General features: G+C 65.6%; 24 protein-coding genes and 1 tRNA gene. 11 read left to right on the top strand and 14 right to left on the bottom strand.

Annotated features, from left to right (window positions below):
• Nucleotides 1–47: 47 nt before the first annotated feature.
• The gene (locus IEX43_RS02515) at nucleotides 48–1214 is read right to left on the bottom strand and encodes a site-2 protease family protein (protein ID WP_188808909.1); all 1167 of its coding nucleotides are present in this window, start codon (nucleotides 1212–1214) and stop codon (nucleotides 48–50) included.
• A complete protein-coding gene (locus IEX43_RS02520; protein WP_188808910.1) occupies nucleotides 1211–1948 on the bottom strand; it encodes an HAD family hydrolase in 738 nt (245 codons plus the stop codon). The genes IEX43_RS02515 and IEX43_RS02520 overlap by 4 nt, the downstream gene beginning before the upstream one ends.
• 151 nt (nucleotides 1949–2099) lie before the next feature.
• On the opposite strand from IEX43_RS02520, the gene IEX43_RS02525 reads away from it, so the two are divergent.
• Nucleotides 2100–3005, top strand: a complete 906-nt coding sequence (locus IEX43_RS02525; RefSeq protein WP_188808911.1) for a PAC2 family protein — start codon at nucleotides 2100–2102, stop codon at nucleotides 3003–3005.
• A 48-nt stretch (nucleotides 3006–3053) separates the two neighbouring features.
• Here the strand turns inward: IEX43_RS02525 and mshC are convergent, their stop codons facing one another.
• Both mshC and IEX43_RS02535 read right to left on the bottom strand, forming a co-directional pair.
• Nucleotides 3054–4331, bottom strand: a complete 1278-nt coding sequence (gene mshC, locus IEX43_RS02530; RefSeq protein ID WP_188808912.1) for a cysteine--1-D-myo-inosityl 2-amino-2-deoxy-alpha-D-glucopyranoside ligase — start codon at nucleotides 4329–4331, stop codon at nucleotides 3054–3056.
• Nucleotides 4332–4346: 15 nt separating this feature from the next.
• Nucleotides 4347–5180 (bottom strand): undecaprenyl-diphosphate phosphatase, encoded by an 834-nt coding sequence (locus tag IEX43_RS02535; protein WP_188808913.1) that lies wholly within the window; start codon nucleotides 5178–5180, stop codon nucleotides 4347–4349.
• Between the two features lie 52 nt (nucleotides 5181–5232).
• Between IEX43_RS02535 and IEX43_RS02540 the strand changes: the two genes are divergently transcribed.
• Nucleotides 5233–6168: an aldo/keto reductase gene (locus IEX43_RS02540; protein WP_188808914.1), complete on the top strand. Its 936-nt coding sequence runs from the start codon at nucleotides 5233–5235 to the stop codon at nucleotides 6166–6168.
• Between the two features lie 10 nt (nucleotides 6169–6178).
• On the opposite strand, the gene IEX43_RS02545 is transcribed toward IEX43_RS02540, so the two are convergent.
• Nucleotides 6179–6445 carry a hypothetical protein gene (locus tag IEX43_RS02545; RefSeq protein ID WP_104187157.1) on the bottom strand — a complete coding sequence of 89 codons (267 nt, stop codon included), beginning with the start codon at nucleotides 6443–6445 and terminating at the stop codon, nucleotides 6179–6181.
• Between the two features lie 39 nt (nucleotides 6446–6484).
• On the opposite strand from IEX43_RS02545, the gene IEX43_RS02550 reads away from it, so the two are divergent.
• Nucleotides 6485–6718, top strand: a complete 234-nt coding sequence (locus IEX43_RS02550; protein ID WP_009358575.1) for a DUF5703 family protein — start codon at nucleotides 6485–6487, stop codon at nucleotides 6716–6718.
• Here the strand turns inward: IEX43_RS02550 and IEX43_RS02555 are convergent.
• Complete coding sequence (locus IEX43_RS02555) at nucleotides 6715–7875, bottom strand: acyl-CoA dehydrogenase family protein (protein ID WP_188808915.1); 1161 nt, start codon at nucleotides 7873–7875, stop codon at nucleotides 6715–6717. The genes IEX43_RS02550 and IEX43_RS02555 overlap by 4 nt on opposite strands.
• A 10-nt stretch (nucleotides 7876–7885) precedes the next feature.
• Nucleotides 7886–9190: a M20/M25/M40 family metallo-hydrolase gene (locus tag IEX43_RS02560; protein WP_188808916.1), complete on the bottom strand. Its 1305-nt coding sequence runs from the start codon at nucleotides 9188–9190 to the stop codon at nucleotides 7886–7888.
• Nucleotides 9191–9361: 171 nt separating this feature from the next.
• Here IEX43_RS02560 and IEX43_RS02565 point away from each other — a divergent pair.
• Nucleotides 9362–9444 (top strand) — tRNA-Leu (locus tag IEX43_RS02565).
• Between the two features lie 283 nt (nucleotides 9445–9727).
• On the opposite strand, the gene IEX43_RS02570 is transcribed toward IEX43_RS02565, so the two are convergent.
• From IEX43_RS02570 to IEX43_RS02580, 3 genes are all read right to left on the bottom strand, one after another.
• Entirely contained in the window at nucleotides 9728–10714 is a 987-nt protein-coding gene (locus IEX43_RS02570) for a metallophosphoesterase family protein (RefSeq protein WP_229666269.1), read from the bottom strand.
• Between the two features lie 455 nt (nucleotides 10715–11169).
• Nucleotides 11170–12141 carry a glycosyltransferase family 9 protein gene (locus IEX43_RS02575; RefSeq protein ID WP_188808917.1) on the bottom strand — a complete coding sequence of 324 codons (972 nt, stop codon included), beginning with the start codon at nucleotides 12139–12141 and terminating at the stop codon, nucleotides 11170–11172.
• The gene (locus tag IEX43_RS02580) at nucleotides 12138–13283 is read right to left on the bottom strand and encodes a glycosyltransferase family 9 protein (RefSeq protein ID WP_188808918.1); all 1146 of its coding nucleotides are present in this window, start codon (nucleotides 13281–13283) and stop codon (nucleotides 12138–12140) included. The genes IEX43_RS02575 and IEX43_RS02580 overlap by 4 nt, the downstream gene beginning before the upstream one ends.
• 211 nt (nucleotides 13284–13494) lie before the next feature.
• Here IEX43_RS02580 and IEX43_RS02585 point away from each other — a divergent pair, with 211 nt between their 5' ends.
• The 5 genes from IEX43_RS02585 to IEX43_RS02605 all read left to right on the top strand — a co-directional run bounded on the left by IEX43_RS02585 (nucleotide 13495) and on the right by IEX43_RS02605 (nucleotide 18154).
• A complete protein-coding gene (locus tag IEX43_RS02585; protein WP_066275770.1) occupies nucleotides 13495–13797 on the top strand; it encodes a DUF4193 domain-containing protein in 303 nt (100 codons plus the stop codon).
• A 159-nt stretch (nucleotides 13798–13956) separates the two neighbouring features.
• Entirely contained in the window at nucleotides 13957–14697 is a 741-nt protein-coding gene (locus IEX43_RS02590; protein ID WP_188808919.1) for a M50 family metallopeptidase, read from the top strand.
• Nucleotides 14698–14706: 9 nt separating this feature from the next.
• On the top strand, nucleotides 14707–15804 hold the full coding sequence (locus IEX43_RS02595) for a glutathione S-transferase family protein (protein WP_188808920.1): 1098 nt from the start codon (nucleotides 14707–14709) through the stop codon (nucleotides 15802–15804).
• 41 nt (nucleotides 15805–15845) lie between these two features.
• Nucleotides 15846–16955 carry a serine hydrolase domain-containing protein gene (locus IEX43_RS02600; RefSeq protein WP_188808921.1) on the top strand — a complete coding sequence of 370 codons (1110 nt, stop codon included), beginning with the start codon at nucleotides 15846–15848 and terminating at the stop codon, nucleotides 16953–16955.
• An 80-nt stretch (nucleotides 16956–17035) separates the two neighbouring features.
• Complete coding sequence (locus tag IEX43_RS02605) at nucleotides 17036–18154, top strand: FUSC family protein (protein ID WP_188808922.1); 1119 nt, start codon at nucleotides 17036–17038, stop codon at nucleotides 18152–18154.
• Here IEX43_RS02605 and IEX43_RS02610 read toward each other — a convergent pair.
• From IEX43_RS02610 to IEX43_RS02620, 3 genes are read right to left on the bottom strand one after another with little or no spacing between them, the layout of a single operon-like run.
• Nucleotides 18151–19062 (bottom strand): MaoC family dehydratase, encoded by a 912-nt coding sequence (locus IEX43_RS02610; RefSeq protein ID WP_188808923.1) that lies wholly within the window; start codon nucleotides 19060–19062, stop codon nucleotides 18151–18153. The genes IEX43_RS02605 and IEX43_RS02610 overlap by 4 nt on opposite strands.
• Nucleotides 19059–20399: a 3-oxoacyl-ACP reductase gene (locus tag IEX43_RS02615; RefSeq protein ID WP_188808924.1), complete on the bottom strand. Its 1341-nt coding sequence runs from the start codon at nucleotides 20397–20399 to the stop codon at nucleotides 19059–19061. The genes IEX43_RS02610 and IEX43_RS02615 overlap by 4 nt, the downstream gene beginning before the upstream one ends.
• A 9-nt stretch (nucleotides 20400–20408) precedes the next feature.
• Complete coding sequence (locus IEX43_RS02620; protein ID WP_188808925.1) at nucleotides 20409–21770, bottom strand: acetyl-CoA C-acetyltransferase; 1362 nt, start codon at nucleotides 21768–21770, stop codon at nucleotides 20409–20411.
• An 85-nt stretch (nucleotides 21771–21855) separates the two neighbouring features.
• Here IEX43_RS02620 and IEX43_RS02625 point away from each other — a divergent pair, with 85 nt between their 5' ends.
• Together IEX43_RS02625 and IEX43_RS02630 are read left to right on the top strand one after the other, a co-directional pair.
• Complete coding sequence (locus IEX43_RS02625; RefSeq protein WP_188809059.1) at nucleotides 21856–22518, top strand: TetR/AcrR family transcriptional regulator; 663 nt, start codon at nucleotides 21856–21858, stop codon at nucleotides 22516–22518.
• Nucleotides 22519–22622: 104 nt separating this feature from the next.
• Nucleotides 22623–24734: an acyl-CoA dehydrogenase family protein gene (locus IEX43_RS02630; protein ID WP_188808926.1), complete on the top strand. Its 2112-nt coding sequence runs from the start codon at nucleotides 22623–22625 to the stop codon at nucleotides 24732–24734.
• A 94-nt stretch (nucleotides 24735–24828) separates the two neighbouring features.
• Here IEX43_RS02630 and glgA read toward each other — a convergent pair whose 3' ends face one another.
• The gene (glgA, locus tag IEX43_RS02635; RefSeq protein WP_194483503.1) at nucleotides 24829–26034 is read right to left on the bottom strand and encodes a glycogen synthase; all 1206 of its coding nucleotides are present in this window, start codon (nucleotides 26032–26034) and stop codon (nucleotides 24829–24831) included.
• Nucleotides 26035–26083: the final 49 nt, after the last annotated feature.

Consider the following 26083-nt stretch of genomic DNA (forward strand, 5'->3'; position numbering starts at 1 on the left):
AAACATTCCGGCGTGCGCGGCGGCAATGCACCGGCCGGCAGGTAACTCTACCGGTTTTGGTCCTGCCGGCGCGTATCGGGCCGACGCGGTTTCCCGGTGATGGCGGCCAGGACAGCGTCCTGGGAAAGCAGCCCGGTCACCTTGCCGTTATGGTCTACGACGGCGTAGTGCCGTCCTTCCAGCTGGGACAGGAACTGGAGCAGCTCCTGCCCCTTGGACCATTCGGGGACGTATGCGCCGGGAGCCAGGGCATAGGAGACGGCGGTGATGGGGGTCGACGCCGCGGCGTGGACAGGAACCGAGGACAATGCAGCCGAATCCACAACTGCCTCCGGCCGGCCGCCCGGTCCGCAGACCACCAGCGTCGTCGCTCCCCCGCCACCGTACTGGAGGGCATCCTTCACTGTGGCCGTTGAAGGCAGGCCGGCGGCGGGGGTCGAAAGCCCTGCCGCGCTGACCAGGTGGAGCCGACCCCGGAGGGTTCCCTGCTGGATGGATGCTGAGGCGCCCATCCAGAGGAAGCCACCTACCAGCACGGTGATCATCAGCAGGCTGAAATCAGGAGCATCACCGGCAAGGAGCGGTCTGGCAACGAACCAGTAACCGATGGCGACGACGATGATTCGCCCTCCCCACCCGGCCGCCACCGTGCCCTTGGCCTGGCTGCCCGTGGCCTTCCACACTGCTGATTCGACCAGCCGTCCGCCGTCCAGCGGAAGGCCCGGGAGCACGTTGAAGACGGCAATCAGGAAGTTGGCCCACATAAAGATGTTGGTGAGAATCTCGGCAACGCTGCCCATGCTTGCCGTGCTGAGCAGCAGCCAGGCTCCTCCGGCCAGGATGAAGTTCGCAGCCGGCCCGGCGAGGGCCACGAGGACGGACCGTCCCGGCGACGCGGTGAAGCTCTCAAACTGGGTGTGCCCGCCCCACAGGTTGAGCACGATCTTCTGCGTGGGCCAGCCGTAGATTCTTGCCGTCAGGGCGTGGGCGAGCTCGTGGACCAGGACCGAGACGAGAAGCAGCACGGCGTAGGCGAACGCCACGATGTAGGCACTGACGCCGAGGGCAGGGTTCTGCCGGGCCAGGACGGGTCCGTACACGATGACCGTGAAGGCGGCGATGATGAACCAGGAATAGGCCAGTACCACCGGGACGCCGGCGATCCGGCCCAGCGGAATGCCTTCGCGCCTGGCCGGGACAGTGGTCTCGGTCACCGGCGGTCCCCAAGCGGCCTGGCCGGTTCAGCGGACCGGTGAAGCTCCGGGCCGCCGAGGAGGAGCGATTCGAGGTCGGTCACGGTGCGGCCTGCCAGGGAATCCCACAGGGTGTAGCGCTCATCCTCGGGCAGCGGAACAATATGGGGAATTGCCACGGTTGCCACGCCGGATGCCACGGCCGCGGTGACGCCGGGCACCGAGTCCTCCAAAGCGACGCAGTGGTGCAGGCCCAGGTCCGGGTCTGCGTCCTGCAGCCATTCGACGGCGGTCAGGTACGCCTCGGGGTGTGGTTTGCCTTGGGCTACGGTGTCCCCTGTTACCAGGACCTCGAAGTACTGCCGTGGAAGGCTGGCCACCACCTGCCTGGCCAGCGGGCCCTCGGACATGGTGACCAGTGCGCACCGGACACCGGCGAGGTGGAGTTCCTCAAGGAGTTCGCGTGCACCCGGCCGCCACGGCACCTGGCGCTGGACGCTGCTGACCACCGAGCCGGTGAGGCTATCGATGATGTCCCGGATTTCCAGCTCCACGCCGGCATCCTGGAGGAGCCCGGCGGAAAAAGTCAGCGACTGCCCAACCAGCTGCATGGCCTGGTCATGGGACCACGTCCCGCCGTGGGCTTCCACCAGCGCGTGTTCGGCGGCGATCCAGTAGGGCTCCGTATCAACGATCGTCCCGTCCATGTCCCACAGGACGGCTTTGAGCGGGGAACTGTCGGCTGGCAATCGCATGCCCTCAGTCTACGGGGACTGCCTGGGCGCCGGCTGATGGCTACGCCCTCGGCGAATATCGCGCTCTCCGGCACCGCCGGCGCTGCTTCTGCATGATGTTTCGGCGCTTCATTCAATGCAAAGCCGCGGTCCTTGGACGTAGGGTGAAGAAATGAATAGCTTCGAGGGAGACACCACAGAACCGGGTGCCGGGCCCGAACAGGAGCGGTTCCTGCAGCCGGCAGCTGACGGACAGCGCGTGACAGTGATGCTTGCCGCCTTTGAAGGCTGGAATGACGCGGGGGAAGCGGCCAGCGACTCCCTGCGCTACCTGAACAAATTGTGGGGCGGCAAGAAAGTGGCCTCCATCGACGCCGACGAGTATTACGACTTCCAGTTCACGCGCCCCACAGTGCGCCGGAACGCAGCCGGTGAACGCAAAATCAAATGGCCTTCCACACGTATCTATAAAGCAAGCGCTCCGGACTCCAACGTGGACGTCATCTTTGTCCAGGGCACGGAGCCGTCCTATAAATGGCGCGCCTACACCGCGGAACTCCTGGTCCATGCCGAAGCGCTGAACGTTGACTATGTTGTCCTGGTCGGGGCCCTGCTGGCGGATGTTCCGCACAGCAGGCCGATTCCGGTCAGCACCTCGTCGGACGATGCCCCGCTGCGCGAACGGATGAACCTGGAAGCCTCCCAGTATGAAGGCCCGGTGGGCATCGTCGGCGTGCTGTCCGAGGTGGCACTGCTGGCAGGCATCCCCACGGTTTCGCTGTGGGCCGCCGTCCCGCACTATGTTGCCCAGGCGCCGTCGCCGAAAGCCCAGTTGGCACTCCTGCACCGGATTGAAGAACTGCTCCAGGTTCCCCTGGACACGCACGAGCTGGCTGAGGAAGCGGACGCGTGGGAGCGGGGCGTGGACGAACTGGCCACGGAGGATCCCGAAATCGCGGCCTACGTCCGGCAGCTCGAGGAAGCAAAGGACACGGCCGATCTCCCGGAAGCCACCGGCGAATCGATTGCCCGCGAATTCGAGCGTTACCTCAAGCGTCGGGGCCAGGACCGGCCCTGACCGGCAGCGCCCTGCGAGAGGGCGCTGCCTCATGCCCTGGACGGTGATTTAGAGAAGCACTCCCAGCAGGGCGTCCACCGCATCCTTGACAAGGGCCTGGTCGGCAGGACTTGCAGGTCCGCCGTCGGCGTTTGCCTGCTCCGCCCAGCGGGAGATCGCCGCGACGGCGGCAGGAGCGTTGAGGTCGGCGGCAAGCGCTGCGCGCATCTCGGCCACCAAGGGGGCGGCGGAGCCTGTGGGGGCCTGGCCCAGGGCACGGCGCCACGCAGCCAGTGTGGCCTTTGCCTCCTCGAACCCTTCGTTGGTCCAGGCCCAGTCGGAGCGGTAGTGGTGGGCGAGGATGCCAAGGCGGATCGCGGCGGGGTCCTCCCCCGCCGCCCGGAGTTTCGACACGAGCACCAGGTTTCCCCTGGACTTGCTCATCTTCTCGCCGTCGAGGCCCACCATGCCGGCGTGGGCGTAGTGCTTTGCCAGCGGAACACCCGCAAGCGAGTAGGCGTGCCCGGCGCCCATCTCGTGGTGCGGGAAGATGAGGTCCGAACCGCCGCCCTGGACAGTGAAGGGTGAAGGCAGGTACTTCTGCGCGATGACTGTGCATTCAATATGCCAGCCGGGCCTCCCTGCTCCCAGGCTGCCGCCGGGCCAGCTCGGTTCGCCTTCGCGGGCCACGCGCCACAGCAGTGGGTCCAGTGCCTGCCGCTTGCCGGCCCGTCCGGGATCGCCGCCTCGTTCCGCGAAGAGCTCGAGCATCTCGCTCTCTGCGAGCCCGGAGATGCATCCCAGCGTCCACGCATCAGGTGCGACGGACTGCTTGCCCGCCGCCTCGACGTCGTAATAGACGTCCCCGTCAGGCTCGCCATTGCTGCCCTGCACTGTGTAGGCCAGCCCCAGGCTCACAAGCCGTTCCACTTCCGGGACGATCAGCCCAATGGACTCCACGGCGCCCACATAGTGGTCCGGCGGCAGGACGTTGAGTGCCTCCATGTCCGCTTGGAAAAGCTCGATCTGGCCGGCAGCCAGGTCCCGCCAGTCAACACCCGTCGCCTCGGCACGTTCCAGGAGCGGATCGTCAACATCCGTGACGTTCTGCACATAGGAAACCTCACGGCCGGAGTCCCGCCAGGCGCGGTTCAGGAGGTCAAAAGCCACGTAGCTGGATGCGTGCCCCATGTGGGTGGCGTCGTACGGCGTGATGCCGCAGACATACATGGAAGGCCTGTCCTCGTTCTCCAGTACCACCTCGCGGCGCACCGCTGTGTCGAACAGCCGGATGGCGGGCATGCTTCCGGGCACGTCAGGAACGGGGCAGGATATCCAGGATTTCACACACCAAGCCTAGTGCTAGGCGCTGATGACATTGAAACCGAGCAGGAGGTACAGGGCCAGCCCAAGGAAGATCCGGTACCAGACGAACAAGCGGTAACTGCGGGTGGACACGAACTTCAGGAACCAGCCGATGATGACGTATCCCACAACGAAGGCGATCATCGTGGCCAGGGCGGTTTCCGGCAGCCCGTACGGGCCGGCGATGCCCTCATTGGTGACCGTCTTGTAGAGCTGGTAGAACCCGCTGCCGAACACCGCAGGGATGGCAAGAAGAAAGGAATAACGCGCGGCGGCCTCGCGGGTGTAGCCCATCAGGAGGCCGGCCGTGATGGTGCCTCCGGACCTGGAAACGCCGGGAATCAGGGCCAGGGCCTGCGCGAAGCCATAGAGGATGCCGTGCTTGTAGGTCAGCCTGCTGAGGTCCCGTTCCTGCCTGCCGATAGCGTCCGCAACGGCAAGGAAAAGCCCAAAGACTATCAACATGGTGGCAACGATCCACATGCTGCGGAGCACGGACTCGATCTGGTCCTGGAACAGAAGGCCCAGAATGATGATTGGAAGGCTGCCCAGGATGACCAGCCAGCCCATCCGGGCGTCCGGGTCCTGCCGCGATACCTTCCCGGTCAGCGAACCCGTCCAACCCTTAACGATCCGGACAATGTCCCGCCAGAAATAGACCAGGACCGCGGTCTCGGTGCCCAACTGGGTGATGGCTGTGAACGCTGCCCCCGGGTCAGCCGCATTGGGCAGGAATTGCCCCACAATCCGAAGATGCGCACTTGATGAAATCGGTAGAAATTCGGTCAGTCCCTGCACTAGGCCCAGCAGGGCCGCCTCAAACCAGTTCACGCTAAGACCCTACGTCATAGGCAGTGACGGTTCTGCCCGTAAGCTTGCTGCTATGCAGCAGCGTTACGTCGGCAACAGTGGATTGCGTGTGTCCGCCCTTTCCCTCGGCACCATGGGCTGGGCCGGCGAAATCGACGAACAGGACGCCTCGGAACTTCTGCGCACCTTCCTTAACGCGGGCGGCCGGCACGTTGATACTGCCGCGTCCTACGCCGGCGGCAGGTCGGAGGCAATGATCGGCTCACTGCTCGGCGACGTCGTGGCGCGGACGGAGATTTCCATCTCGACCAAAGCGGGGATGACGACGCCGGATGGCCGGCGCGGCGTGGACACCTCGCGGAATGCCATGCTCACCGGACTTGACGCGAGTTTGGCCCGGTTGGGCACCGATTACGTGGATATCTGGTTTGCCCAGGCCTGGGACGCCAACGTTCCGCTGGACGAAACCCTGTCCGCGTTGGAATTCGCGGTCCGTACCGGCAGGGCACGGTATGCGGGCGTTTCCAACTTCAACGGGTGGCAGACGGCCAAGGCGGCTGCGGTTGCCGGGTTCCCACTGGTAGCGGTCCAGTCCGAGTACTCGTTCCTGCAGCGCCGCCCCGAAGCTGAACTCATCCCCGCGGCGGAAGACGCAGGCCTAGGCCTTATGGCCTGGGCGCCGCTGGGCCGCGGCGTGCTGACCGGCAAGTACCGCGGCAGCATCCCCTCCGGATCCCGGGCCGCATCAGCGGCCGAAGCCGGGTACGTGGAGCCCTACCTGGAGGAGAAGCCGTCCCGGACCGTGGAGGCCGTATGCATGGCGGCCAAGGGCCTGGGGCGGACTCCGCAGGACGTCTCCCTCAGTTGGCTCCTGTCCCAGCACGGCGTGGCCACCGCCATTGTGGGTCCTCGAACGCCCGCGCAGCTGAAAGAGCTGTTGGACGCGCAGCTCACACCGCTGCCGCCCGAAATTGCCCGGGCCCTTGAGGATGTTTCAGCGCCGCTGTAAGTCTGCGGCCCTACTCCTGGACAATCTCCAGGTCCTCGTCGTCATCCACGTCGCTTTCCTCGTCCTCGTCGTCCTCGTCATCAAAGACCTGGAGCGGCGTTACCTCGTTGTAGGCCTCATAGAGCGCATCTTCATAAACTTCGAAGGCGTCTGCGACCGCAAAGAACGCCGCCTCCACGGAGGGGTCACCATCTCCGCGGCGGTTGGATGCTGCTATAAGGTGTTCTTCCATAGCGGTGGTCAAGGACTGAAGCGCGACACGCGGATCGATGCTCATGACTTCACGTTAGCCGGAAAAGGACGAAAATGGAGAGCAATGAAGGAACAATTTCTCACCAGCTCGGTCCAGCGGGAACGGGACTATTTGAGGCAGTACGAGTACCTCGTACTGACGGTCAGTCCTGATGATTCACTGCATGAGGCACGGCGCCGCCTGGTGGAACATTCCGAGTACGGCAAGTGGGAGCTCGAACGCAGCAAGCTCTACGTGGGCGGGGGCCGCCGCTTTTGGCTGCGCCGGCGGGTGCTGCAGGTCCAGCGGACGGTCTAGCCTTCCAGCGGTCCCAGCCAGGCGTTGGCAACGGTGTTGTGGGCGGACTCGTCATCGGACGGATGGAACATGCCTGCCAGTACGTCGCGGTAGAGACGCTCCAGTTCTGAGCCGCGGAAATAGCTCGATCCCCCGCTGACGCGGATGGCCAGGTCCACAACACGCCGCGCAGTCTCCGTGGCGTTCACCTTCAGCCCCACCAGCTTTGGGAACCACTGCGGTCCGTGGTCCACGAGTCCGTCCACCTCAGCGGCCACAGAGGCCAACTGCGGATACAGGCTGTCCATGGCCATGGCCGCCGCTGCAACCTTCCAGCGGATGTCCGGATCCTGCGCGTAGCTGCGTCCGTTGTTCTTGAATGAGGTGCGCCGCTTTACCGTGTCCACGCCCACGGCGAGGGCGCGCTCCCCCAGGCCCGTGTAGACGGCTGCGAGCAGCGTCTCGAAACAGGCGAAGATAGCGAAGATCAGCGGGTCCCTGCTGGGGCCGACGGGGATCCTGCGGAAGATCCGTTCCGGCGGAACAGTGGCCCCATCAAGGATGGTGGTGTTGGACTGGCTGGCCCGCATGCCCAGGGTGTCCCAGTCGTCCACGATGCGGTATCCGGGCGTTTCCCGGGTGATGAAGCCGTGGACCAGCTCGCCTTCCCCATCCCGGCCGTCCGGGTCCTTGCCGAAAATCCCCAGCCGGGTCCACGCCGGCGAGAGGCTGGTGAAGATTTTGGTCCCCGTGAAGGAGTAGCCGCCGCCGGGCAAGGGCATAGCTGTGGTCCGCGAATCGAACAGGACCGAATCGTTACCGGCCTCGGAGTTGCCGAACGCGAAAATCTCGCCCTTCGCCGCTTCCTTGAGGACGAAGTCGAGGGAGCTGTCACCGCGGGCTTTGAGGACATGCGCGACGCCGGTCCACACCAGGTGCATATTCACGGCCAGTGCCGTGGCTGGCGCAGCCGTAGCCAGCCTGCGCTGGCACTGTGCCGCCGCTTCGAGGCCAAAGCCCAGGCCGCCGTCGTCCGCTGGCACGAACATCTTCAGGTAACCGGCCTCTACAAGCTCCGCAAGGTCCTCATGGAAGAACGCGTTCTCCCGGTCGTAACCGGCGGCACGGCCGCGGATCTGCTCCAAGAGGGCGTGGGGCAGGACTTCCTCGGGGGTCATGGCGGCCCGCTCAGTAGTTGGTAAGCAGGGTGTTGAGGACCCGTGCACCGAACTTCAGGGAATCCGCGGGAACCCGCTCATCCACGCCGTGGAACATGCCGGTGAAGTCCAGCTCATCCGGCAGCATCAGGGGCGCAAAGCCGTAGCCGGTGATGCCGAGCCTGCTCAGCGATTTGTTGTCTGTGCCGCCGGAGAGGGTGTAGGGCAGGACCTTGGCGCCAGGGTCCTCGGAGTGCAGGGCGTCGATCATGGAATCCACCAGGTTGCCTGCGAAGGGCACCTCCAGGGAGACGTCCTGGTGGACGTAGCTGACGTCGACGCCCGTGCCGGCCAGGTCGCGGACGATTTCCAGGACGTGCTCCTGCTGGCCGGGCAGGGTGCGGCAGTCGATCAGCGCCTCCGCGGACTCCGGAATGACGTTGTGCTTATAGCCGCCCTTGAGCAGCGTGGGGTTGGTGGTGTTCTGGAGTGTTGCCCCCACGAACCGGGCTACGGTCCCCAGCTGGCTCAGCAGAATGTCCGGGTTGTCTGCATCGAACTCCACGCCCGTGAGTTCCGTCACGCCGTCCAGGAACTGGCGGGTTGTGGGGGTCAGCTCAATGGGCCACTTGTACTCCCCGATGCGCGTCACGGCTCCGGCCAGCCGCGTCACGGCGTTGTCCGTGCTGATCTGCGAGCCGTGTCCCGCCCTGCCGTGGGCAACGAGCCGCAACCACGAGATGCCCTTCTCGGCTGTCTGGAGGAGGTACGTCCGCTGGCCGCCGATAGTGGCAGAGAATCCGCCCACCTCGGAGATCGCCTCGGTGGCACCCTCAAACAGTTCCGGGCGCTTGTCCACGGCGTAGCGGGCACCGTAGGCGCCGCCCGCCTCCTCGTCCGCGAAGAAGGCGAAGATGATGTCCCGCTTGGGCTTCCTGCCTGTCCGGGCGAATCCCCGCAGCACGGCAAGGATCATGGCGTCCATGTCTTTCATGTCGACGGCGCCGCGTCCCCAGATCAGCCCGTCCTTCAGTTCCGCGCCGAACGGGTCCACAGACCACTGGTCCCGAAGCGCCGGGACCACGTCGAGGTGGCCGTGCACCACGAGGGCGCTGGCGGACGGGTCCTCACCGGCCATGCGGGTGACCACGTTGGCCCGCCCCGGAGCAGACTCAAAGATTTCGGCCTCCATGCCGACTTCCTCGATAAGCCCGGCGGCATACTCTGCCGCGGCACGCTCCCCCGGGCCCGACCCGTCACCGAAGTTCGAGGTGTCTATCCGGATGAGTTCCTGGCAGATCCGGACAACTTCATCCTCGGGCAGGACGTCAGACATGGAGGGCTCCTCACTGGGAAATGACTGGCTGGTGCAGTACTGATGCACTGCCCTCAGCCTACCCACTTGGCCCGATTCGATGTTTCAGGAAAAGTCGTGTTAGAGTTTTTCTCGCTGCTTCGGAGAAACGCGAAACGCTGAAAGGCGGAAACGGTTTCCGAATTACCACCTGCGCGGGTGGCGGAATGGCAGACGCGCTAGCTTGAGGTGCTAGTCCTCGAAAGGGGGTGGGGGTTCAAGTCCCCCTCCGCGCACAAAGGGAAGCCTCGGAAAATCATTGATTTTCCGGGGCTTTTTTGTGTCACTGCCCCCTGGGCCGGTTGCTGGCAAATGGGGGGCCGCGTACGGGGCCCTTTCAAAGCAGGTACCAACTACTCGTGTGCCCGCGGCACGCAGATCCTAATGTGGTTCACGGAGCCGGCGACGAGAGCGTACGCCTGAGACCACGTGCGCTCGCCCCCCAGCCGTCGCCGGCTCCACTCACCGCCCGGACCTAGTTCCCGGCTTTGCTGTTTGTGGCGAACCCTGCGTCCGTGGTTACTTCCGGATGCTGAAGGAATCAGAGAAGGTGTAGCCGTCCGCCGGGACAAGTTTCACGTCCATGCGGCTGGTGGTTGCGGTCACATCCAGCGTCCCGAGGGTCGAATTGTGGTTACCGGCTGACCAGGATGCGAAATAGTGCGACTCGGGGTCGTCGCGATTGATTTCGCGGGGTGTCCGCCCCCCAATGCCCACAGTGATGAAGACCGTTCCCCTGCCTTGGGTCATGGAGTCTCCGGTGTCCACCACGCATCTCTTCTCGACGGTTTTGACTGTCATGTACTCACACCGGTCACTGAAGCCGAGTTGGTGTGTCCGCTGGTACAGGTGCTCATGGCCGTTGAGAACCACGTCCACCTTCTTGCTGATCAGCATGTTGGTGAGTGACTCCCCAGCTGCGCAGGCATATCGGCCCATCGTGAAACAGGGCGTATGCATGGCCACCACTGTCCAGGGGATGTTCTCCGCCCGCGCTCCGTCGATTGCCTTTTCCGTCCAGTTCCACCGATCGCTGCCCTTTGAGTAGTCGAGTTTGCCATCCGGAAATTCGATGCCAGGTGAAACGACGATGATCCGCGCCAGGGGTTCTTCCTGCGGAACGTCGACGAACCACTGCTCCGCGTAGTCGCCTTGCAGTCCGGGAAGCCTGTTAGGCAGGCATGCCGCCAACTTCTTGATGTCGCCGTCAGAGCCGTCACTCTCATGGTTTCCAGGAAGCAGCTGGTAAGGGAAGTCCGCTCCCAGCTCCCCGGTAACCATGTCGCAGAATTCCTGGTCGGCACCGGGCTCATAGGGGAAATCACCCAGCGCGATGTTGAAGTCCGGCTTCAGTTCGGCCACCGTGTCCAGCACCGCCAGGGCACCCTCGCCCAGACCGATATCTCCGGCGGCGGTGAAATGTACGGACTTTTCCTCGGGAGATCCGCAGGCGGCAAGGACTACCAGGCTCAGGGTTGCCATTCCGGCGGCCAGCAGATGCCTCACAGATCGCGTGCTACGAAACATGGATGGACCAACCCCCGGGACGTGTATTGGGTTTGTAGCTTGAAGCGATCCTACCGGTGTGGACTGGGAGGACAATGGGCTAGGGCGCGGCCGACAGTCTGCCTGTGCCCGCAGGCCCGGCACCGTCTGGCAGTGTCAATGCGGATGAAGTCTCCGTGGGGGGCTGGCGCCTTCTGCGAGCCGCGAACCCCTGACTGCCGGCCTGTACAGGACGCGGCGCTCACTGGCCCGGCTGGCCCTGCGCTCCCGGCGGCGGGCTTTCCTCTCCGGGCGGTCACTCGCGGACAAAATTGCGAATGTGCCCGTGACCCAAAGGAACGCCGTGGACAACACCAAGGCAATTTCCAGCTCAGTGCCCATAGCTAATATTTTAGGCCGTGCAGGCGTGCACAGAGAGACGAGTCCCAGTTCGATTTCGCCGGGTCCAGGGAGCTCTACAGGACGCCCAGTTCCCCCACTGCGGCCAGGACATCCTGCACGGTGACCGCCAGCAGGGCAGGGTCCGGGTGGTGGGCAAACGTGTCACCCCGACGCAGCTCAGCCCGGGTCAGGACTATATGCGGACCCGGGGGCGGGCCCCAGATTTCGGGCGGAGCAGGCCCAAACAGCACCACCGACGGCGTCCCGTACGCGGAGGCCAGGTGCGCGGCCCCGGTATCCGCGGAGATCACCAGCCGGGCCGCTGCGATGGTGGCAGCGAACTCCCCCAATCCCAGCCTTCCGGCCAGCACCGCGTCGCCGGACAGGCCGGACTGCCGGCATACCTCCACTGCACGCTCCCGTTCCTGGCTGCCGCCCGTAAAGACGACATTGTGCCCGGCCACGGCGAGCGCAGACGCAACGGCGGCGAACCGCTCAGCAGGCCAGAGGCGGCTGCCATAGGCCGCCCCGACATGCAGAACGCTGGCTGCGGGAACGGGGCTGGGCTGATGGGGCGTATTCAGCTGGATGTCGAGCGGATCAGCTTCGATGCCGTGCCACTCCAGGAGCGCGGCCCAGCGCTCCCTTTCATGCAGCCTGGCACGCCACGGCGGCCCGTCCCGGTGTTCGCTCCGGTGCCCGATGGTTCGCCGCGCCTGCAATGCCTCAATCCGGCCCTGGCTCTCGGGACCACTGCCGTGCAGGTTCACTGCGACATCCACCACGCCGGGTTCCACGGCCAGCGGCTCGTCCAGGCCATGGGTGGGCAGCAGCTCGTAGCCGCCCACCAGTCCCAGTGCCTCGGACAGCCATCCCTGCGCCGCATACCGCAGCCGATGCCCAGGGTAGGCGCGGCGAAGGGCCTTAAGGGCAGGCACGGCCACCAGCAGGTCCCCCAGCTTCAGTGCCCGAAGCACCAGGAGTTCCGGTCTTCCGCCGCCCTGATTCCCGGGCGCGGCGTGGGCGAGGAGTTCCCCGCCGCTCATGCGTCCCCTTCCGGCAGTTCGGTGGCGGCCAGGCTCCGCACGTCCTCATAGACATCCCGCACTGCAACATCGGCCACCAGTGAATCGTTGTGCGGGCACCTGGGCGCCGTCCAGCCAACCTGGGTGACGTCTATCCCGCAGGAAAGGCAGGCGGTGACCCAGGATGCGTGGATGCGGTGCAGGCTCCTGCCCAGCGCCGCGGCGTTGATGACGTTGCCCGCCCAGAAAATTCCAACAGTGGGGACTCCCAGTGCCTGGGCGAGGTGCCGGGGGCCGCTGTCGTTGCCAACAACCACATCAGCGCTGGCCAGGAGCGCCACAAGTCCGCCCATATCCAGGTCCCCCGCCAGGGAACGGACGTGGGCGGAGGCTGCCTGCTCCGCGATCTCTGCGGCCAGTCCCTGTTCGCTCCCGTCCCCGACGACAACAACCCGGAGCCCGTCCGCGGCGCACGCCGCCGCAAGTTCAGCAAACCGCCCAGCCGGCCAGCGGCGGCGGGGATCTGTGGCGCCCGGATGCACCACCACCAAAGGCGCGGCGCCGCCGTCGTCCATTGCGACGGCGGGGCGGGCCAGTCCCGGCGCGGGCGCCAGGCGGGCCTCCAGGTCGACGGGGAAGGCGCCGGCCAGGCCGGCCACTTCCAGTGCCCTTAGCGGCTCGTGCTGGTAATAGAGGTAGGGAACGGTACGCTCCAAGCTGGCGGCGTCCGCTGTCCGTGTGCCCACCGTGTGCCGCGCGCCGAGGCGAAGGAGGAACGGGTTTGAGTAGCGCCCTCCGCCGTGGAGCTGGACGGCCAGGTCGAACCCCTGTCCCCGCATATCGTCAAGAAACACCTCCAGCTCGTCCGCGTTCTCCTGCCCCGGACGGACGCCCTCAGCAAACGGAAGGATGCACACCTCGTCTACGGGACTTGTGGTGGCGGCAAGCAGTGCCTGGTGCACAGGCGTGCCCAGCAAGGTGACTGATGCGTCGGGATATGCCGCTTTGAGGGCGGATATGGCAGGGAGGGCAAAGACGAGATCGCCCAGGCCTCCGCCCCGCAGTACAGCGATCCTCGTCACGTCCTGGAATTTTTCCAGGACAGGGCCAACGCCGGTACCTGTCCGCCGCGAACCACCGAACTCTGCGGTGAGCTGCTCCATGTTTACCCCTTACTCATAGTGTGGGGAACGCCTCCGTCCGTTGCGTCCTCCACTGGCCGGCACCCACATGCTGCGGTGATTAACCGCGGACTGCGTCCGTTCAACCCTTACCCAGCGGACGCCCAACATACTCCGGCTATTGGGGAATAGCCTCGTGATGCTGTACGTTTCATACGCGACAGGCGAACCAAAGAAAAGAGAAGCACCTAAAGTGGCAACCGATTACGATGAACTGCGCTCCGACGTCAAGGAATCGCAGGACAACTCACTCGAGCAGCTCCAGTCAGCAAATGCTCCCGATGCACGCAGCGTTGTGCTTGAGCTGGATGAGGCTGACGGGCTCGACGGCGCAGGCGTGCCCGGAGGCGAGTTCGTGGCCGAAGAGCTCGTGGTACAGGTCATCCCGCAGGCTGAAGATGAATTCACCTGCTACTCCTGCTTCCTGGTCCGTCACCGGTCCCAGATTGCTCGCCAGAAGGATGGCCACAGCTACTGCACCGAGTGCGAAGGCTAGTTAATACAGTCGACGTGGGGCTTCGGGAACATCCGTGGCCCCACCGATCCTAAGGCGCGCCCTGACGTTGGCGTGCCTTTCGGTTTTAAGCCGGCACCCAGGAGGCCCCGGTACTGTGGCGCGTATGGAACACGATGACAAGGCCGGCACCTGGCCTCGATGAACATACCCGGCGACCTCTGGACCAGACTGCTGGACGCGTTCAGCCGCGCGGACTCCCCGAGCGTGACTCTTACCGAGCTGGTGCTGGCTCTGGTTGTAGCTGCAGCCCTGTCAGTTCCGCGGCGTTCGTGGAGGTATTTCGGCCTGCTGGCCACGGCAACGCACGAAATGGGGCACGCGGTGGCAGCACTGCTCAGTGGCCAGCGGCTCTCGGGCATCCGGCTCCGCCTCGACCATTCTGGAACCACCACCACGTACAGCCGCAGCATGCTCGCCAGCGCATGGTCATGCTTTTGGGGGTATCCGGTCCCGGCAATCGTAGGTGCCGCGTTTGTCTGGTGCGGGTTCAATGGCTGGGGCCCGGCCGCCATCATGGCCGGTGGCCTGGCCCTGGCTGCCTCGCTGCTGTTCCTGCGGAATCTTGCCGGCATCCTCATCACTGTCACCGCGATCGCGGTGACAGTGCTTCTCATCCTTTTGGTTCCGACGTCATTCGTAGGGCATGTGGCCGTCATCCTGGGTGTGGCACTGCTGGTGGCCGCCGTGCGCGACCTGATCAAGCTGGCGCACCTTCACCTGCGCCGGCGGGAACGGCTGGCCAGCTCTGACGCCTACCTGCTGTGGCGCGCCACGTCGGTTCCCTCAGCAGTCTGGATCGTCCTTTTCGCAGCACTGGTGGCGGGCTCCTGGCTGTGGGCCTGGCAGCCCATCTCCACAGTCCTGTATGCGGGAGCATAGGCTGGTCCCATGAGCCAGGAAACGGACACCACCCAGCAGGCCACCGAGGGGGGCGGCGCAGAGCACAGTACCCGCGGCGCCTATGTCACCGGTGGAGCGGAATTCAACCGTGATACCAATTACATCGAGGACCGCATCACCAAGGATGGTTCCCCGGGCAGCAATGGCGAGCCCGGCTGGCCCGTGGAGGCGGGCCGCTACCGGCTGATCGCCGCACGTGCCTGCCCCTGGGCGAACAGGACTGTCATTGTCCGGCGCCTGCTCGGCCTGGAGGACGCTATTTCCCTGGGACAGCCCGGCCCCACCCATGATGCGCGATCGTGGACCTTTGACCTCGATCCGGGAGGCGTGGACCCGGTCCTGGGTATCGGAAGACTCCAGGATGCCTACTTCAGGCGTTTTCCTGGCTACCCGCGGGGCATCACCGTCCCGGCAATCGTGGACGTGGCCAGCGGCGCCGTGGTAACCAACAATTTCCCGCAGATCACCCTGGACTTCGCCACCGAATGGACGGAGTTCCACCGCCCGGGGGCGCCGGACCTGTACCCGGAGACTCTGCGGGAGGAGATCGACCAGGTCAACAAGCGCGTGTTCACCGAGGTCAACAACGGGGTATACCGCTGCGGCTTTGCAGGGTCCCAGGAAGCCTACGACGCCGCCTACGCCCGGCTGTGGTCCGCGCTTGACTGGCTGGAAGACCGGCTCTCGAGGCAGCGCTACCTGGTGGGCGACACCATCACCGAAGCGGACGTCCGGCTGTTCACCACGCTGGCCCGCTTCGACGCCGTTTACCACGGCCACTTCAAGTGCAACCGCCAGAAACTCAACGAAATGCCCGCCCTCTGGGGCTACGCCCGGGACCTCTTCCAGACCCCCGGCTTTGGGGACACCATCGACTTCGTGCAGATCAAGCAGCACTATTACGTCGTCCATGAGGACATCAACCCCACCGGCATCGTTCCTGCGGGACCGGACCTGCGTGGCTGGCTGGAAGCCCACGGCCGGGAAGCACTTGGCGGCCGGCCCTTTGGAGACGGCACCCCGCCCGGACCCGTCAAAGAGGGCGAGCAAGTGGCGCCCGGCCACGGGGCTGCTCCGGAACAATAGTCGGCGCCGCTCGGTAAGCGCTTTCCGGCTAGAATTGCGCCATGCAGACATCACACGGCTTTGTGGCGCCCGGATACGGCGGCGTCCTGGAACTGTTCGACTCATTCCTTCGCGATGACCCGCAGTACAGCGCGCAACTGGCCGCGTATAAGGACGGCGTCCAGGTGGTGGGGCTGTCCGGCGGGCCGGACATGGCTCCGGACTCCGTGACAGGGGCGTATTCCTGTTCCAAGGGCGTGGCCGCCATGGTGATCGGACTGCTGGTACAAGACGGACTGCTGAACCTGGACCAGACCGTGGCACACTACTGGCCGGAGTTCGGGGTGCATGGAAAAGACCAGCTCCTGGTCCGGCAGGCCTTATCCCACCAGGCCGGGCTCATGGGCGTGGAAGGCGGCTTCCCCCTGGAAGAGTTCACCACCCCGGCCGCCGCTGCCCGGCTCGCCGCAGAGGCCCCGGCCTGGGAGCCCGGCAGGCAGTTCGGCTACCACGCGCTCACCATCGGGATCATCATGGAGGAACTGTGCCGCCGCACGGCCGGAGAAACGCTGCAAGAGGTGTATGGCCGGCGGATCCGGGGTCCGTTCGGCGTCGACTTTTTCCTCGGCCTGCCGGAGGAACAGGACTCCCGCTACCGGAACGTCCTTTATTCGGCCAGCCCGGAGCAACCCTGGATGGATCCACTCAGCCTTGAAGGCCTGAACAGCAACGCCCCCGCAAGCACCATCATGGAACTCCCCAACATCCGCTCCGTGCGGGCCGCAGGAATGTCCGCGGCCGGAGGGGTGGGAACCGCTGAAGGCCTGGCCCGCCTCTACGCCGCGGCCACCACGGGCACCAACGGAGGGACACCGTTCCTCAACGCTGCCACCGTTGACCTCATGTCCCGGGAACAAGTGTGGGGCCTCGACCGCTCCTCCGGCCTGGACAACGCGTTCGCCGTTGTCTTCATGAAACCGCACCCGTCGCGCAACTTCGGCAGCCACCGGGCGTTCGGGCATGAGGGCGCCAACGCCGCCCTCGGGTTTGCGGACCCGGCCTATGGGCTGGGGTTCGGCTACATCCCGCAGCGGCAGGAGGACGGCCGGACACCGGGCCGTGCACACCGACTGGCAGCTGAAGTACGCCGATCGGCGGCGGACTTGTCCTGAACCTTCCTGCTCCCGTGCCGGCGCGGACGCTTGACCAGCAGCTTTGTCCGCAACCGTAAGTCGCCCGTAACGTTGTCCGGATGACCAAGCCGAAAGTACGCCCGGATGCCCGCTGGGCCAAGGGGACCATTTTCCTCAAACAGGCGGTATCGGGGCTGTCTGCGGCCTTTGCAACGCAACGGCTCCAGCTGGCGGCAAAAGCGGCAGTTGCTGCCGGAGTGGCGTTCCTCATCGCTCCGCTGATGCCGGGAGTGGCTGCCCAGTATCCCTACTACGCACCGCTGGGCGCGCTGGTGGCCATGTACCACAATGTTGCCGGCTCCATACAGCAGGGACTGCAGGCCCTTGCCGGCCTTGCCATGGGCATCGGCCTTGCGTTCGTGCTGGTCAACGTGACGGATCCATCGCCCCTTGCCGTGGCCCTGATCATGGGCATTGGCGTGCTGCTGGGGGGCCTTCCCGGAATTGGCAAGGGCAGTGACTGGATCCCGACGGCGGCGCTGCTGGTCCTGCTGATCGGCGGCAGTAATCCGGACGATTTTTCCTTCGGATACCTCGTCCAGATGGGTGCCGGCGTCGCTGTGGGAATCGGCGTAAATTTCCTGATTTTCCCACCGCTGCACTTCAATGCCGCGGCAGCCAGCCTTGACGATTTGCGGATCGCCCTCGGGAAACAGCTCACTGACATGGGCAAGGCACTTCTGGAAGAGTGGCCGCCCAAGCACGAGGACTGGTCGCGCCGTTCGGACGAGCTCTCGGCCGCTGCCCGCTCAGTCCGGCATCTCGTCAAGGAAGCGGACGCCAGCCGCCGGGCAAACCCGCGGCGCAAACTCCACCCCCGCGATGTTGACCTCGACTACCGCAACCTGCGCGAACTGGAGCGGGTGACCTTCCACATCCAGGACATTACGGACGTGTTGTCGGATGTCATTTATGAGAGCGACGTGCCGTACGGGGTGCCGCTGCAGGACAACGCCCCGCTGGCTGACGCCCTGAAGTCGGCGGGTGATCTTCTGCGCTCGTTCAGCGAGGATGATTCGGCCACACAGGAGGAGAAGCTCGAGGCGGCCAGGTCGGCGGTGGAAGCCTGCCTCGCAGCCACCGCCGGGAGGCAGCCGGACCAGGGCATGGTCCCTGCGTCCGAATCGGTCCTCCTGAGCCTCCACCGGATCCTGCGGGCTGTCCGGTCAGCTTCCTAGAGGGCGCTCACTGAACCGTGGAAATGGCGCCTCCCTGAGCGGGGATTCCAGGCCACGAAGTCGGACCTGCCCCACGCTCCGGCAGGGCCCTCTACTGTTGTGATCTCCAAGGCAACCCGGCAGGGAAGAAACACCGGGGCGTCGAAGTCCACGTCCCAGGCGAAGGAATCACCCCGGGACGGGCCCACATCGGCGAGCGCCCTTGAGGCAAGGTACATGCCGTGCGCTATGGACCGTCGCATCCCCAATGCCTTGGCGGAGAGAACGCTCAAGTGAATGGGATTGAAGTCGCCGGACACTGCCGCGTAGGCACGGCCGGTATCAACACCGAGGTGCCAGAGGGCCGTGGGATCAGGTGCCTTGAATTCCGCCCGGTCGGGAGCCGGGGACGATTTGTCGATGCCCGGCAGGAAGACTCCCTTGGCAAGGTACGTGGAGATTCCCAGCCAGCAGACCTCGGCTGTTCCAGCCCGGCGGACCTCGGCAATAACGTCCACCTGTGTGCCCGCGCGGTGCCCACGCAGGTTCTCCACCCTGGCGGTGATGTCCAGGGCGTCCGTGAAGAACACGGGAATCCGCTGCTCCACACTGTTGCGAAGGTGGATCATACCGAGCAACGGCAGGGGAAAATCGTCCCTGTTCATCACACTTATGGCCAGGGGAAAGGCGAGGGCGTGGATGAACCCGGCAGGCAGCACGTCACTGGCTGTTTCACCGATCAGGTGCTGGTACGCGGTGAGGGTGGAAACGTCGACGGCGACGCCCCGCACTTCATGGCTTTCAGCCGGCAGGGCAGTGCCCTCATGGGCGCCCAAGAGCCGGCGGCGTGCGGCCTGCGCTGCGGCGTTGACGTACAGTTTGGACAGCGACGGCATCTCCCCCAGAATGACCGGCTGGGCGGAGGTCATGCCCCCACCATGTTCTGCCCGCATACCCGCAGGACCTGCCCGTTGATACCCGCGGCGGCGTCGCTTGCCAGGAACGCGATGGTTTCCGCAACATCCGTTGGCGTGCCGCCCTGCTGCAGCGAATTCAGCCGCCGCCCGATCTCCCTGACGGCGAAGGGGATCCGTGCCGTCATCTCGGTTTCGATGAAGCCCGGGGCCACCGCATTGATGCTGCCCCCGTGCGATGCCAGGAGCGGAGCGCTGGCCGTGACCATTCCCATTACCCCTGCCTTGGACGCCGCGTAGTTGGTCTGCCCCCTGTTGCCGGCGATGCCGCTGGTGGAAGCAACAGACACAATACGCGGGGATTCCCGGAAGTGTTCAGACGCAAGCAGCGCTTCGTTGATCCGGAGTTGCGCGGTGATGTTGATGCTGATCACCGAGCTCCACTTCGAGTGGTCCATGTTGGCGAGGAGCTTATCCCGGGTGATGCCTGCATTGTGGACCATGATGTCCAGACGACCGTGGCGTTGTGCCGCGTGCCCGATGATCCGCTGCCCGGCGTCGTCCCTGCTGATGTCCAGCTGCAGGGCTGTCCCCCGGACCTCGTTCGCCACGGCTGCCAGCTGGTCACCGGCGGCCGGAACGTCGACAAGGATGAGCGTGGCGCCGTCACGGTGCAGGGTGCGTGCAATGGCTGCGCCGATGCCGCGGGCAGCTCCGGTCACAACGGCAATCTTGCCTGCCAGCGGCTGGTCAACGTCGCGGGCGGGTTCTCCGGAGGTGCTGGACACGTTGATGAACTGCCCGTCCACGTAGGCGGAACGGCCCGAGAGGAAGAACCGGAGGGCGGCCAGGGAACTTGCGCTTGTTGCCTGGACGCCTTCCCGGAGAACTATGCCGTTGCCAGTGGCGCCGCCGCGCAGTTCCTTGGCCAGCGAGCGCAGGAACCCGTCGATCCCCTGGCGGGCAGCCGCAGCGGCCGGGGAATCTGCCTCTGACGCCGGCCGGGACACCGTGACCACCCGGCCGCCGGGGGCGAGGTCCCTCAGCGAGGCCGCTGCGGTGAGGATGGGCTTTTCGAGATCCCCGGGGCCGGCTACTTCGTCCAGCGCCAGGATGATGGCACCCAGTTTTTCGCGGGGTACCGCGTGCCGCCTGACGTCGAGGTCCCAGGAGAGCAGTTCGGCAGCCAGGTTGTCGGCTTCGGCGGTATTTCCCTGCACCAGGACGGGGCCGGTGATCAAGGGCTGCCCGGGCTGGTACCTGCGGAGAACCGCGGGCTGGGGCAGTCCGAGCCTTTTGGCCACGTTCCGGCCAACGCCGTGGTGTACCAGTTGTGCGTACTTGTCTGTCATCTGTGTCCCCTACAGCGATTCGAGAATTGCGACGACGCCCTGGCCGCCGGCGGCGCAGACCGAGACCAAGCCACGTGCGGGCCGGCCGTCCGTCCTGCCTTTGGCGTGGAGCTGCTTGGCCAGGGACGCCACGATCCGGCCGCCGGTGGCGGCGAAGGGGTGGCCGGCGGCCAGTGACGAGCCGTTAACGTTCAGGCGCGAACGGTCAACGCTGCCAAAGGCGCCCTCCAGGCCGAGCCTGGTCCGGCCGAACTCTTCGTCCTCCCAGGCCGCCAGAGTGCTGAGGACCGTGGCGGCAAAGGCTTCGTGGATTTCGAAGAAGTCGATGTCCGCAAGCGTGAGGCCTTGCCGGACCAGCAGCCTGGGCACGGCGAACACGGGAGCCATCAGCAGGCCGTCCTTGCCGTGGACAAAGTCGACGGCGGCAGCCTCGGCGTCCACCACGGCCGCAAGCTTGGGCAGGTCATGGGCGTCCGCCCAGGTTTCGGAGGCCAGCAGGACCGTTGAGGCCCCGTCCGTCAGCGGCGTTGAGTTGCCGGCCGTCATGGTGGCGTCGGCACCGAGGTTCTTGCCGAAGACCGGCTTGAGGGTAGCGAGCTTTTCGAGCGACGTATCGGCGCGGAGGTTGCCGTCGCGCGCCAGGCCCCGGTACGGCGTGAGGAGGTCATCGAAGAACCCGGACTCGTAGGCTGCCGCGAGGTTCCGGTGGCTGTTGTAGGCCAGCTCGTCCTGGGCCTCACGCGAAATCTTCCACTGTGCCGTGGTGAGGGCCTGGTGCTCCCCCATGGACAGGCCGGTGCGGGGCTCGGCCGTCCCGGGAGCCAACGGGGCCAGGTCTTTGGGCCGCAGCCGGCTGAGGATCTGCAGCCGCTGCGGCAGTGTCTTTGCCCGGCTGAGGTCCAGGATCACGTCGCGAAGGCCCTCGCTGACCACCACGGGAGCGTCCGAAGCGGAATCCACACCGCCGGCCACTGCTGAGTCGATCTGTCCCAGCTTGATCTTGTTCGCCAGGCCCACCACGGTTTCAAGGCCGGTGGCGCAGGCCTGCTGCAGGTCATAGGCAGGAGTCTCGGCGGAGAGCGCCGAGCCCAGTACGGCTTCACGGGTGAGATTGAAGTCCCTGGAGTGCTTGAGGACCGCACCTGCGGCCACTTCCCCGATGCGCTCGTCCTGCAGGCCGAACCTGGCGATGAGCCCGTCCAGTGCCGCGGTCAGCATGTCCAGGTTGGAGGACTTTGCGTAGGCGCTGCCGGCGCGGGCAAACGGGATCCGGTTTCCTCCGACGATCACTGCCCTGCGGAGGTCAGTGGTTCCTGCAGCCAGGCTGCGTGCTTCTTCGGGTCCAGCGGTGGACTGTCCGTCAGTGGACATGGATATCTCCTCGGGTCACGTGCGGTTACCGATACCCAGCGTACCTGATACGCTGAGTATCGTGAACATCCACGAAAGCGGCCCAATGGTGCCGTCGGCAACCGGCAGTCCTGACGGGCGCTCTTCGCGCTGGCAGAGCCACCGGGAGGAACGCCGCCGGGAGCTGATCAAGTCCGCACGGCGTGCAGTGCACGTGTTGGGCAGCGACGCTTCCATGGAAGAGATCGCCGCCGCCGCCGGCACCTCGAAGTCCGTGTTCTACCGCTATTTCGGCGACAAAGCCGGGCTTCAGCAGGCTGTGGGCGAAGTTGTCCTGAGCCAGATGCAGCGCCGGATCCAGGAAGCCGCCCAGAACGCGGACACTCCGCGCGAAGGTCTCCTGGCCATGGTCTCCGCCTACCTCCAGATGGCGGACACCAGCCCTAACGTCTACACGTTCGTCACCCGGTACGGCAGCGGGGACCCCGAAGGTTCCTCGGGCGCAGTGTCCGGTGCCCTCGGGCACTTCTTTGACGCGGTGGCGGACATGATTGCCACCCCCATGAGGTCGCACCTGGGCGACGGTAAGCAGTCGGTCATCGGCTACTGGCCCAAGGCGGCGATCGGACTGGTAAGGAACGCCGGGGAACAGTGGCTCAGCACTCCGGACTCCCCTGCCAAGCCCGGCCAGGAGGCGATGGCACGGCAGATCACGGCCTGGCTGTGCGTGGGCATCGCCCCCGAACTCTCGCCGTCGGCACGGGGATGACCCCGCACTGCCCGCCGGACCACCAGCTCGACCCGCAGCCAACGTACCAACCACCTGAAACCACGTAGCAATAAGCACTGTCAGCACCAACGAAGGACATTGACATGACTGAAGTAGTGGACCGTCCAGCCGGCAAGGGGCAGCGCCCCGCCGCCGACAAACCGGCACCGGGCCCTTCCCGGGCCCAGCCCGCCGTTGACGTGGAAGCACTGGGCCGGCAACTGCTGGGTAAGTGGGCCGATGTCCGGCTCCAGGCCAGGGAGCTTGCCGCCCGCCCCGAACTCCACAAGACCGAGGGCCTGACGCACACCGAGCACCGGAAGAGGGTGTTCGGGCAGCTGCGGTACCTGGTGGAGAATGAAGCCGTCCACCGCGCATTCCCGGCAGCGCTGGGCGGTTCTGACGACCACGGCGGCAACATCGCCGGCTTCGAGGAGCTTGTGGTGGCCGATCCCTCGCTCCAGATCAAGGCCGGGGTGCAGTGGGGACTTTTCGGCTCTGCCGTGATGCACCTCGGCACTGCCGGACACCATGCCAGGTGGCTTCCGGGCATCATGAACCTGGACATTCCCGGCTGCTTCGCCATGACCGAGACGGGACACGGCTCGGACGTGGCCAGTATTGCGACCACCGCAACCTATGACCCGGCCACGGAGGAGTTCGTGGTGCACACCCCCTTCCGCGCCGCCTGGAAGGACTACATCGGCAATGCGGCCACCGACGGACTGGGCGCCGTGGTGTTCGCCCAGCTGGTCACCCGCGGAGTAAACCATGGCGTCCATGCCTTCTACGTGGACCTCAGGGATCCGGCGACCAAGGAGTTCCTGCCGGGAATCGGGGGCGAGGACGACGGCATCAAGGGCGGGCTCAATGGCATCGACAACGGCCGGCTGCACTTCACCAACGTCCGGATCCCCCGGACAAACCTCCTCAACCGCTACGGTGACGTCGCTCCTGACGGAACCTATTCGTCGCCCATTGCCAGCCCCGGCCGCCGGTTCTTCACCATGCTCGGCACACTGGTCCAGGGACGGGTATCACTCGACGGCGCTGCGGTGGCGGCGTCCAAGGTGGCTTTGAAAGCGGCCATTGGCTACGCCACGGAACGCCGCCAGTTCAACGCCTCCTCTCATACAGACGAGGAAGTCCTCCTCGACTACCAGCGGCACCAGCGGCGCCTGTTCACGCGGCTCGCTACCACCTACGCCGCCGGGTTCGCCCACGAACAGCTGCTGGAGAAGTTCGACGACGTCTTCTCCGGCGCCCACGACACGGACGAGGACCGCCAGGACCTGGAAACCCTGGCTGCCGCCCTGAAGGCGCTGAGCACCTGGCACGCACTGGACACCCTGCAGGAATGCCGGGAAGCCTGCGGCGGCGCCGGCTTCCTGATCGAAAACCGCTTCGCCTCACTGCGGGCAGACCTGGACGTCTACGCCACGTTCGAAGGTGACAACACGGTGTTGCTGCAGCTGGTGGCAAAGCGGCTCCTGGCTGATTACGCCAAAGAGTTCCGGAACGTGGACTTCGGCGTCATGGCACGCTACGTGGTGGGCCAGGCCACCGGCGCCGCGATCCACCGGACCGGCCTGCGCCAGGTTGCCCAGTTCATGGCCGACACCGGTTCGGTGCAGCGGGCTGCCATCGCCCTCCGCGACGAGGCGGGCCAGCGCGCGCTGCTCACCGACCGTGTCCAGACCATGGTGGCGGAGGCGGCGGGCTCGCTCAGGGGCAGCAACAGGCTCTCGCAGGAGAAAGGCGCCGCGCTGTTCAACCGGCACCAGAACGAACTCATCGACGCCGCACAGGCGCACGCCGAGCTCCTGCAGTGGGAGGCCTTCACGGACGCCCTCCGCGAGGTGGAAGATCCCGGGACCAGGATGGTCCTGACCTGGCTGCGGGACCTCTTTGGCCTGTCGCTGATCGAGAAGAACCTGTCCTGGTACCTCATGAACGGGCGCCTCTCCATGCAGCGGGGCCGCACGGTGGGCGAATACATCAACAGGCTGCTGGTGAAGATCCGGCCGCACGCCCTGGACCTCGTGGAAGCGTTCGGTTATGGCGATGACCATGTGCGCGCCGCCGTGGCAACAGGCGCCGAGAAGGAACGGCAGGACGGGGCACGGGCCTACTTCCGCAGCCAGCGGGCCAGCGGCCAGGCCCCGGTGGACGAGAAGGTGCTGCTGGCCAGGACCGCCGCCGCCAAGCGGAACTGACCGTCCCCTGGCGTCATGAACGACGACGGCGCCGCTCCCCTTGCGGGGGAAGCGGCGCCGTCGTCGTCATTAGGCCGTCCTTCACATAGGTTCGCTAGCTCCGGGCCGGGAGCACGGAGCGGTACACCTCGAGCGTGGTTTCCGTAATGGATTCCCAGGAGAAGTGCTTCTCGGCACGCAGCCGGCCTGCCTGGCCCATAGCGCGGGCGCGCTCCGGGTCGGAGACCACCTCGGTGAGGGCTGCGGCGAATTCGGTCACGAATTTTTCGGGATCGAGGGGCGTTCCGGTGCCGTCGGTGACCTGCTCAAGGCCAACCAGGAGGCCGGTCTGGCCGTGCTCCACCACCTCCGGAATTCCGCCGGTGGCGCTGGCAACCACTGCTGCGCCGCACGCCATGGCCTCCAGGTTGACGATGCCGAGCGGCTCGTAGATGGAGGGGCAGGCGAAGGCAGTGGCGTGGCTGAGCACCTGGATGAGCTCGTGGCGCGGCAGCATCCGCTCAATCAGCACCACGCCGGTCCGCTGGCTTTGCAGTTCCTCAATGAGCCGTGCCGTTTCGGAAGCAAGTTCGGGAGTGTCCGCGGCCCCCAGGCACAGGACCAGTTGAACGTCAGCCGGCAGCTTGGCCGCTGCGCGGAGGAGGTAGGGCACGCCCTTCTGGCGTGTGTTCCTGCCCACAAAGACCACGCTGGGCTTGGCGGGGTCAATGCCCAGGGCGCGGACGGCGTCGTCATTTTCGTCACGTTGCCACATCTCGACGTCGATGCCGTTGTGGACCACCCGGACCTTTTCGGGATCGACGTCCGGGTAGCTGCGCAGGATGTCCTGGCGCATGCCCTCCGAAACCGCGATGATGGCTGCGGCTGCCTCGTACGCGGTCTTCTCCACCCAGGACGAGAGCGCATACCCGCCACCGAGCTGCTCCGCCTTCCAGGGCCGCAGCGGCTCCAGGCTGTGGGCGCTCAGGACATGCGGGATACCGTGCAGCAGGGAAGCCAGGTGCCCGGCCATGTTGGCGTACCAGGTGTGCGAATGGACCAGGTCCGCGCCTTCCACGTCCGGCACAATCCGCAGGTCCACACCGAGGGTCTGGACCGCGGCGTTAGCTCCGCCAAGGTCCTCCGGCACCTGGTAGGACGTTACGGCGGCGCCATGATAGTCGGTATCGCGGGGAGCCCCAAAAGCACGAACCTGCAGGTCAACATGCTTACTAAGCACCCTGCTCAATTCGGCCACGTGGACTCCGGCGCCACCGTAGATCTCCGGCGGGAACTCTTTGGTCACAATGTCTATACGCACAAGACCCAAGGTAGTCCTTCCAGCTTAACTGTTCTAGTGTGAAGGGGTC

Source organism: Pseudarthrobacter polychromogenes, from assembly GCF_014644495.1.
Lineage (GTDB): Bacteria > Actinomycetota > Actinomycetes > Actinomycetales > Micrococcaceae > Arthrobacter > Arthrobacter polychromogenes.

Bases quoted from the DNA above. Each gene is read 5' to 3' on its own strand.
- IEX43_RS02520 (WP_188808910.1), bottom strand. From the start codon at position 1,948: ATGCGATTGCCAGCCGACAGTTCCCCGCTCAAAGCCGTCCTGTGGGAC.
- IEX43_RS02525 (WP_188808911.1), top strand. From the start codon at position 2,100: ATGAATAGCTTCGAGGGAGACACCACAGAACCGGGTGCCGGGCCCGAA.
- IEX43_RS02540 (WP_188808914.1), top strand. From the start codon at position 5,233: ATGCAGCAGCGTTACGTCGGCAACAGTGGATTGCGTGTGTCCGCCCTT.
- IEX43_RS02545 (WP_104187157.1), bottom strand. From the start codon at position 6,445: ATGAGCATCGATCCGCGTGTCGCGCTTCAGTCCTTGACCACCGCTATG.
- IEX43_RS02550 (WP_009358575.1), top strand. From the start codon at position 6,485: ATGAAGGAACAATTTCTCACCAGCTCGGTCCAGCGGGAACGGGACTAT.
- IEX43_RS02555 (WP_188808915.1), bottom strand. From the start codon at position 7,875: ATGACCCCCGAGGAAGTCCTGCCCCACGCCCTCTTGGAGCAGATCCGC.
- IEX43_RS02560 (WP_188808916.1), bottom strand. From the start codon at position 9,190: ATGTCTGACGTCCTGCCCGAGGATGAAGTTGTCCGGATCTGCCAGGAA.
- IEX43_RS02575 (WP_188808917.1), bottom strand. From the start codon at position 12,141: ATGAGCGGCGGGGAACTCCTCGCCCACGCCGCGCCCGGGAATCAGGGC.
- IEX43_RS02580 (WP_188808918.1), bottom strand. From the start codon at position 13,283: ATGGAGCAGCTCACCGCAGAGTTCGGTGGTTCGCGGCGGACAGGTACC.
- IEX43_RS02590 (WP_188808919.1), top strand. From the start codon at position 13,957: ATGAACATACCCGGCGACCTCTGGACCAGACTGCTGGACGCGTTCAGC.
- IEX43_RS02595 (WP_188808920.1), top strand. From the start codon at position 14,707: ATGAGCCAGGAAACGGACACCACCCAGCAGGCCACCGAGGGGGGCGGC.
- IEX43_RS02600 (WP_188808921.1), top strand. From the start codon at position 15,846: ATGCAGACATCACACGGCTTTGTGGCGCCCGGATACGGCGGCGTCCTG.
- IEX43_RS02605 (WP_188808922.1), top strand. From the start codon at position 17,036: ATGACCAAGCCGAAAGTACGCCCGGATGCCCGCTGGGCCAAGGGGACC.
- IEX43_RS02610 (WP_188808923.1), bottom strand. From the start codon at position 19,062: ATGACCTCCGCCCAGCCGGTCATTCTGGGGGAGATGCCGTCGCTGTCC.
- IEX43_RS02615 (WP_188808924.1), bottom strand. From the start codon at position 20,399: ATGACAGACAAGTACGCACAACTGGTACACCACGGCGTTGGCCGGAAC.
- IEX43_RS02620 (WP_188808925.1), bottom strand. From the start codon at position 21,770: ATGTCCACTGACGGACAGTCCACCGCTGGACCCGAAGAAGCACGCAGC.
- IEX43_RS02625 (WP_188809059.1), top strand. From the start codon at position 21,856: ATGGTGCCGTCGGCAACCGGCAGTCCTGACGGGCGCTCTTCGCGCTGG.
- IEX43_RS02630 (WP_188808926.1), top strand. From the start codon at position 22,623: ATGACTGAAGTAGTGGACCGTCCAGCCGGCAAGGGGCAGCGCCCCGCC.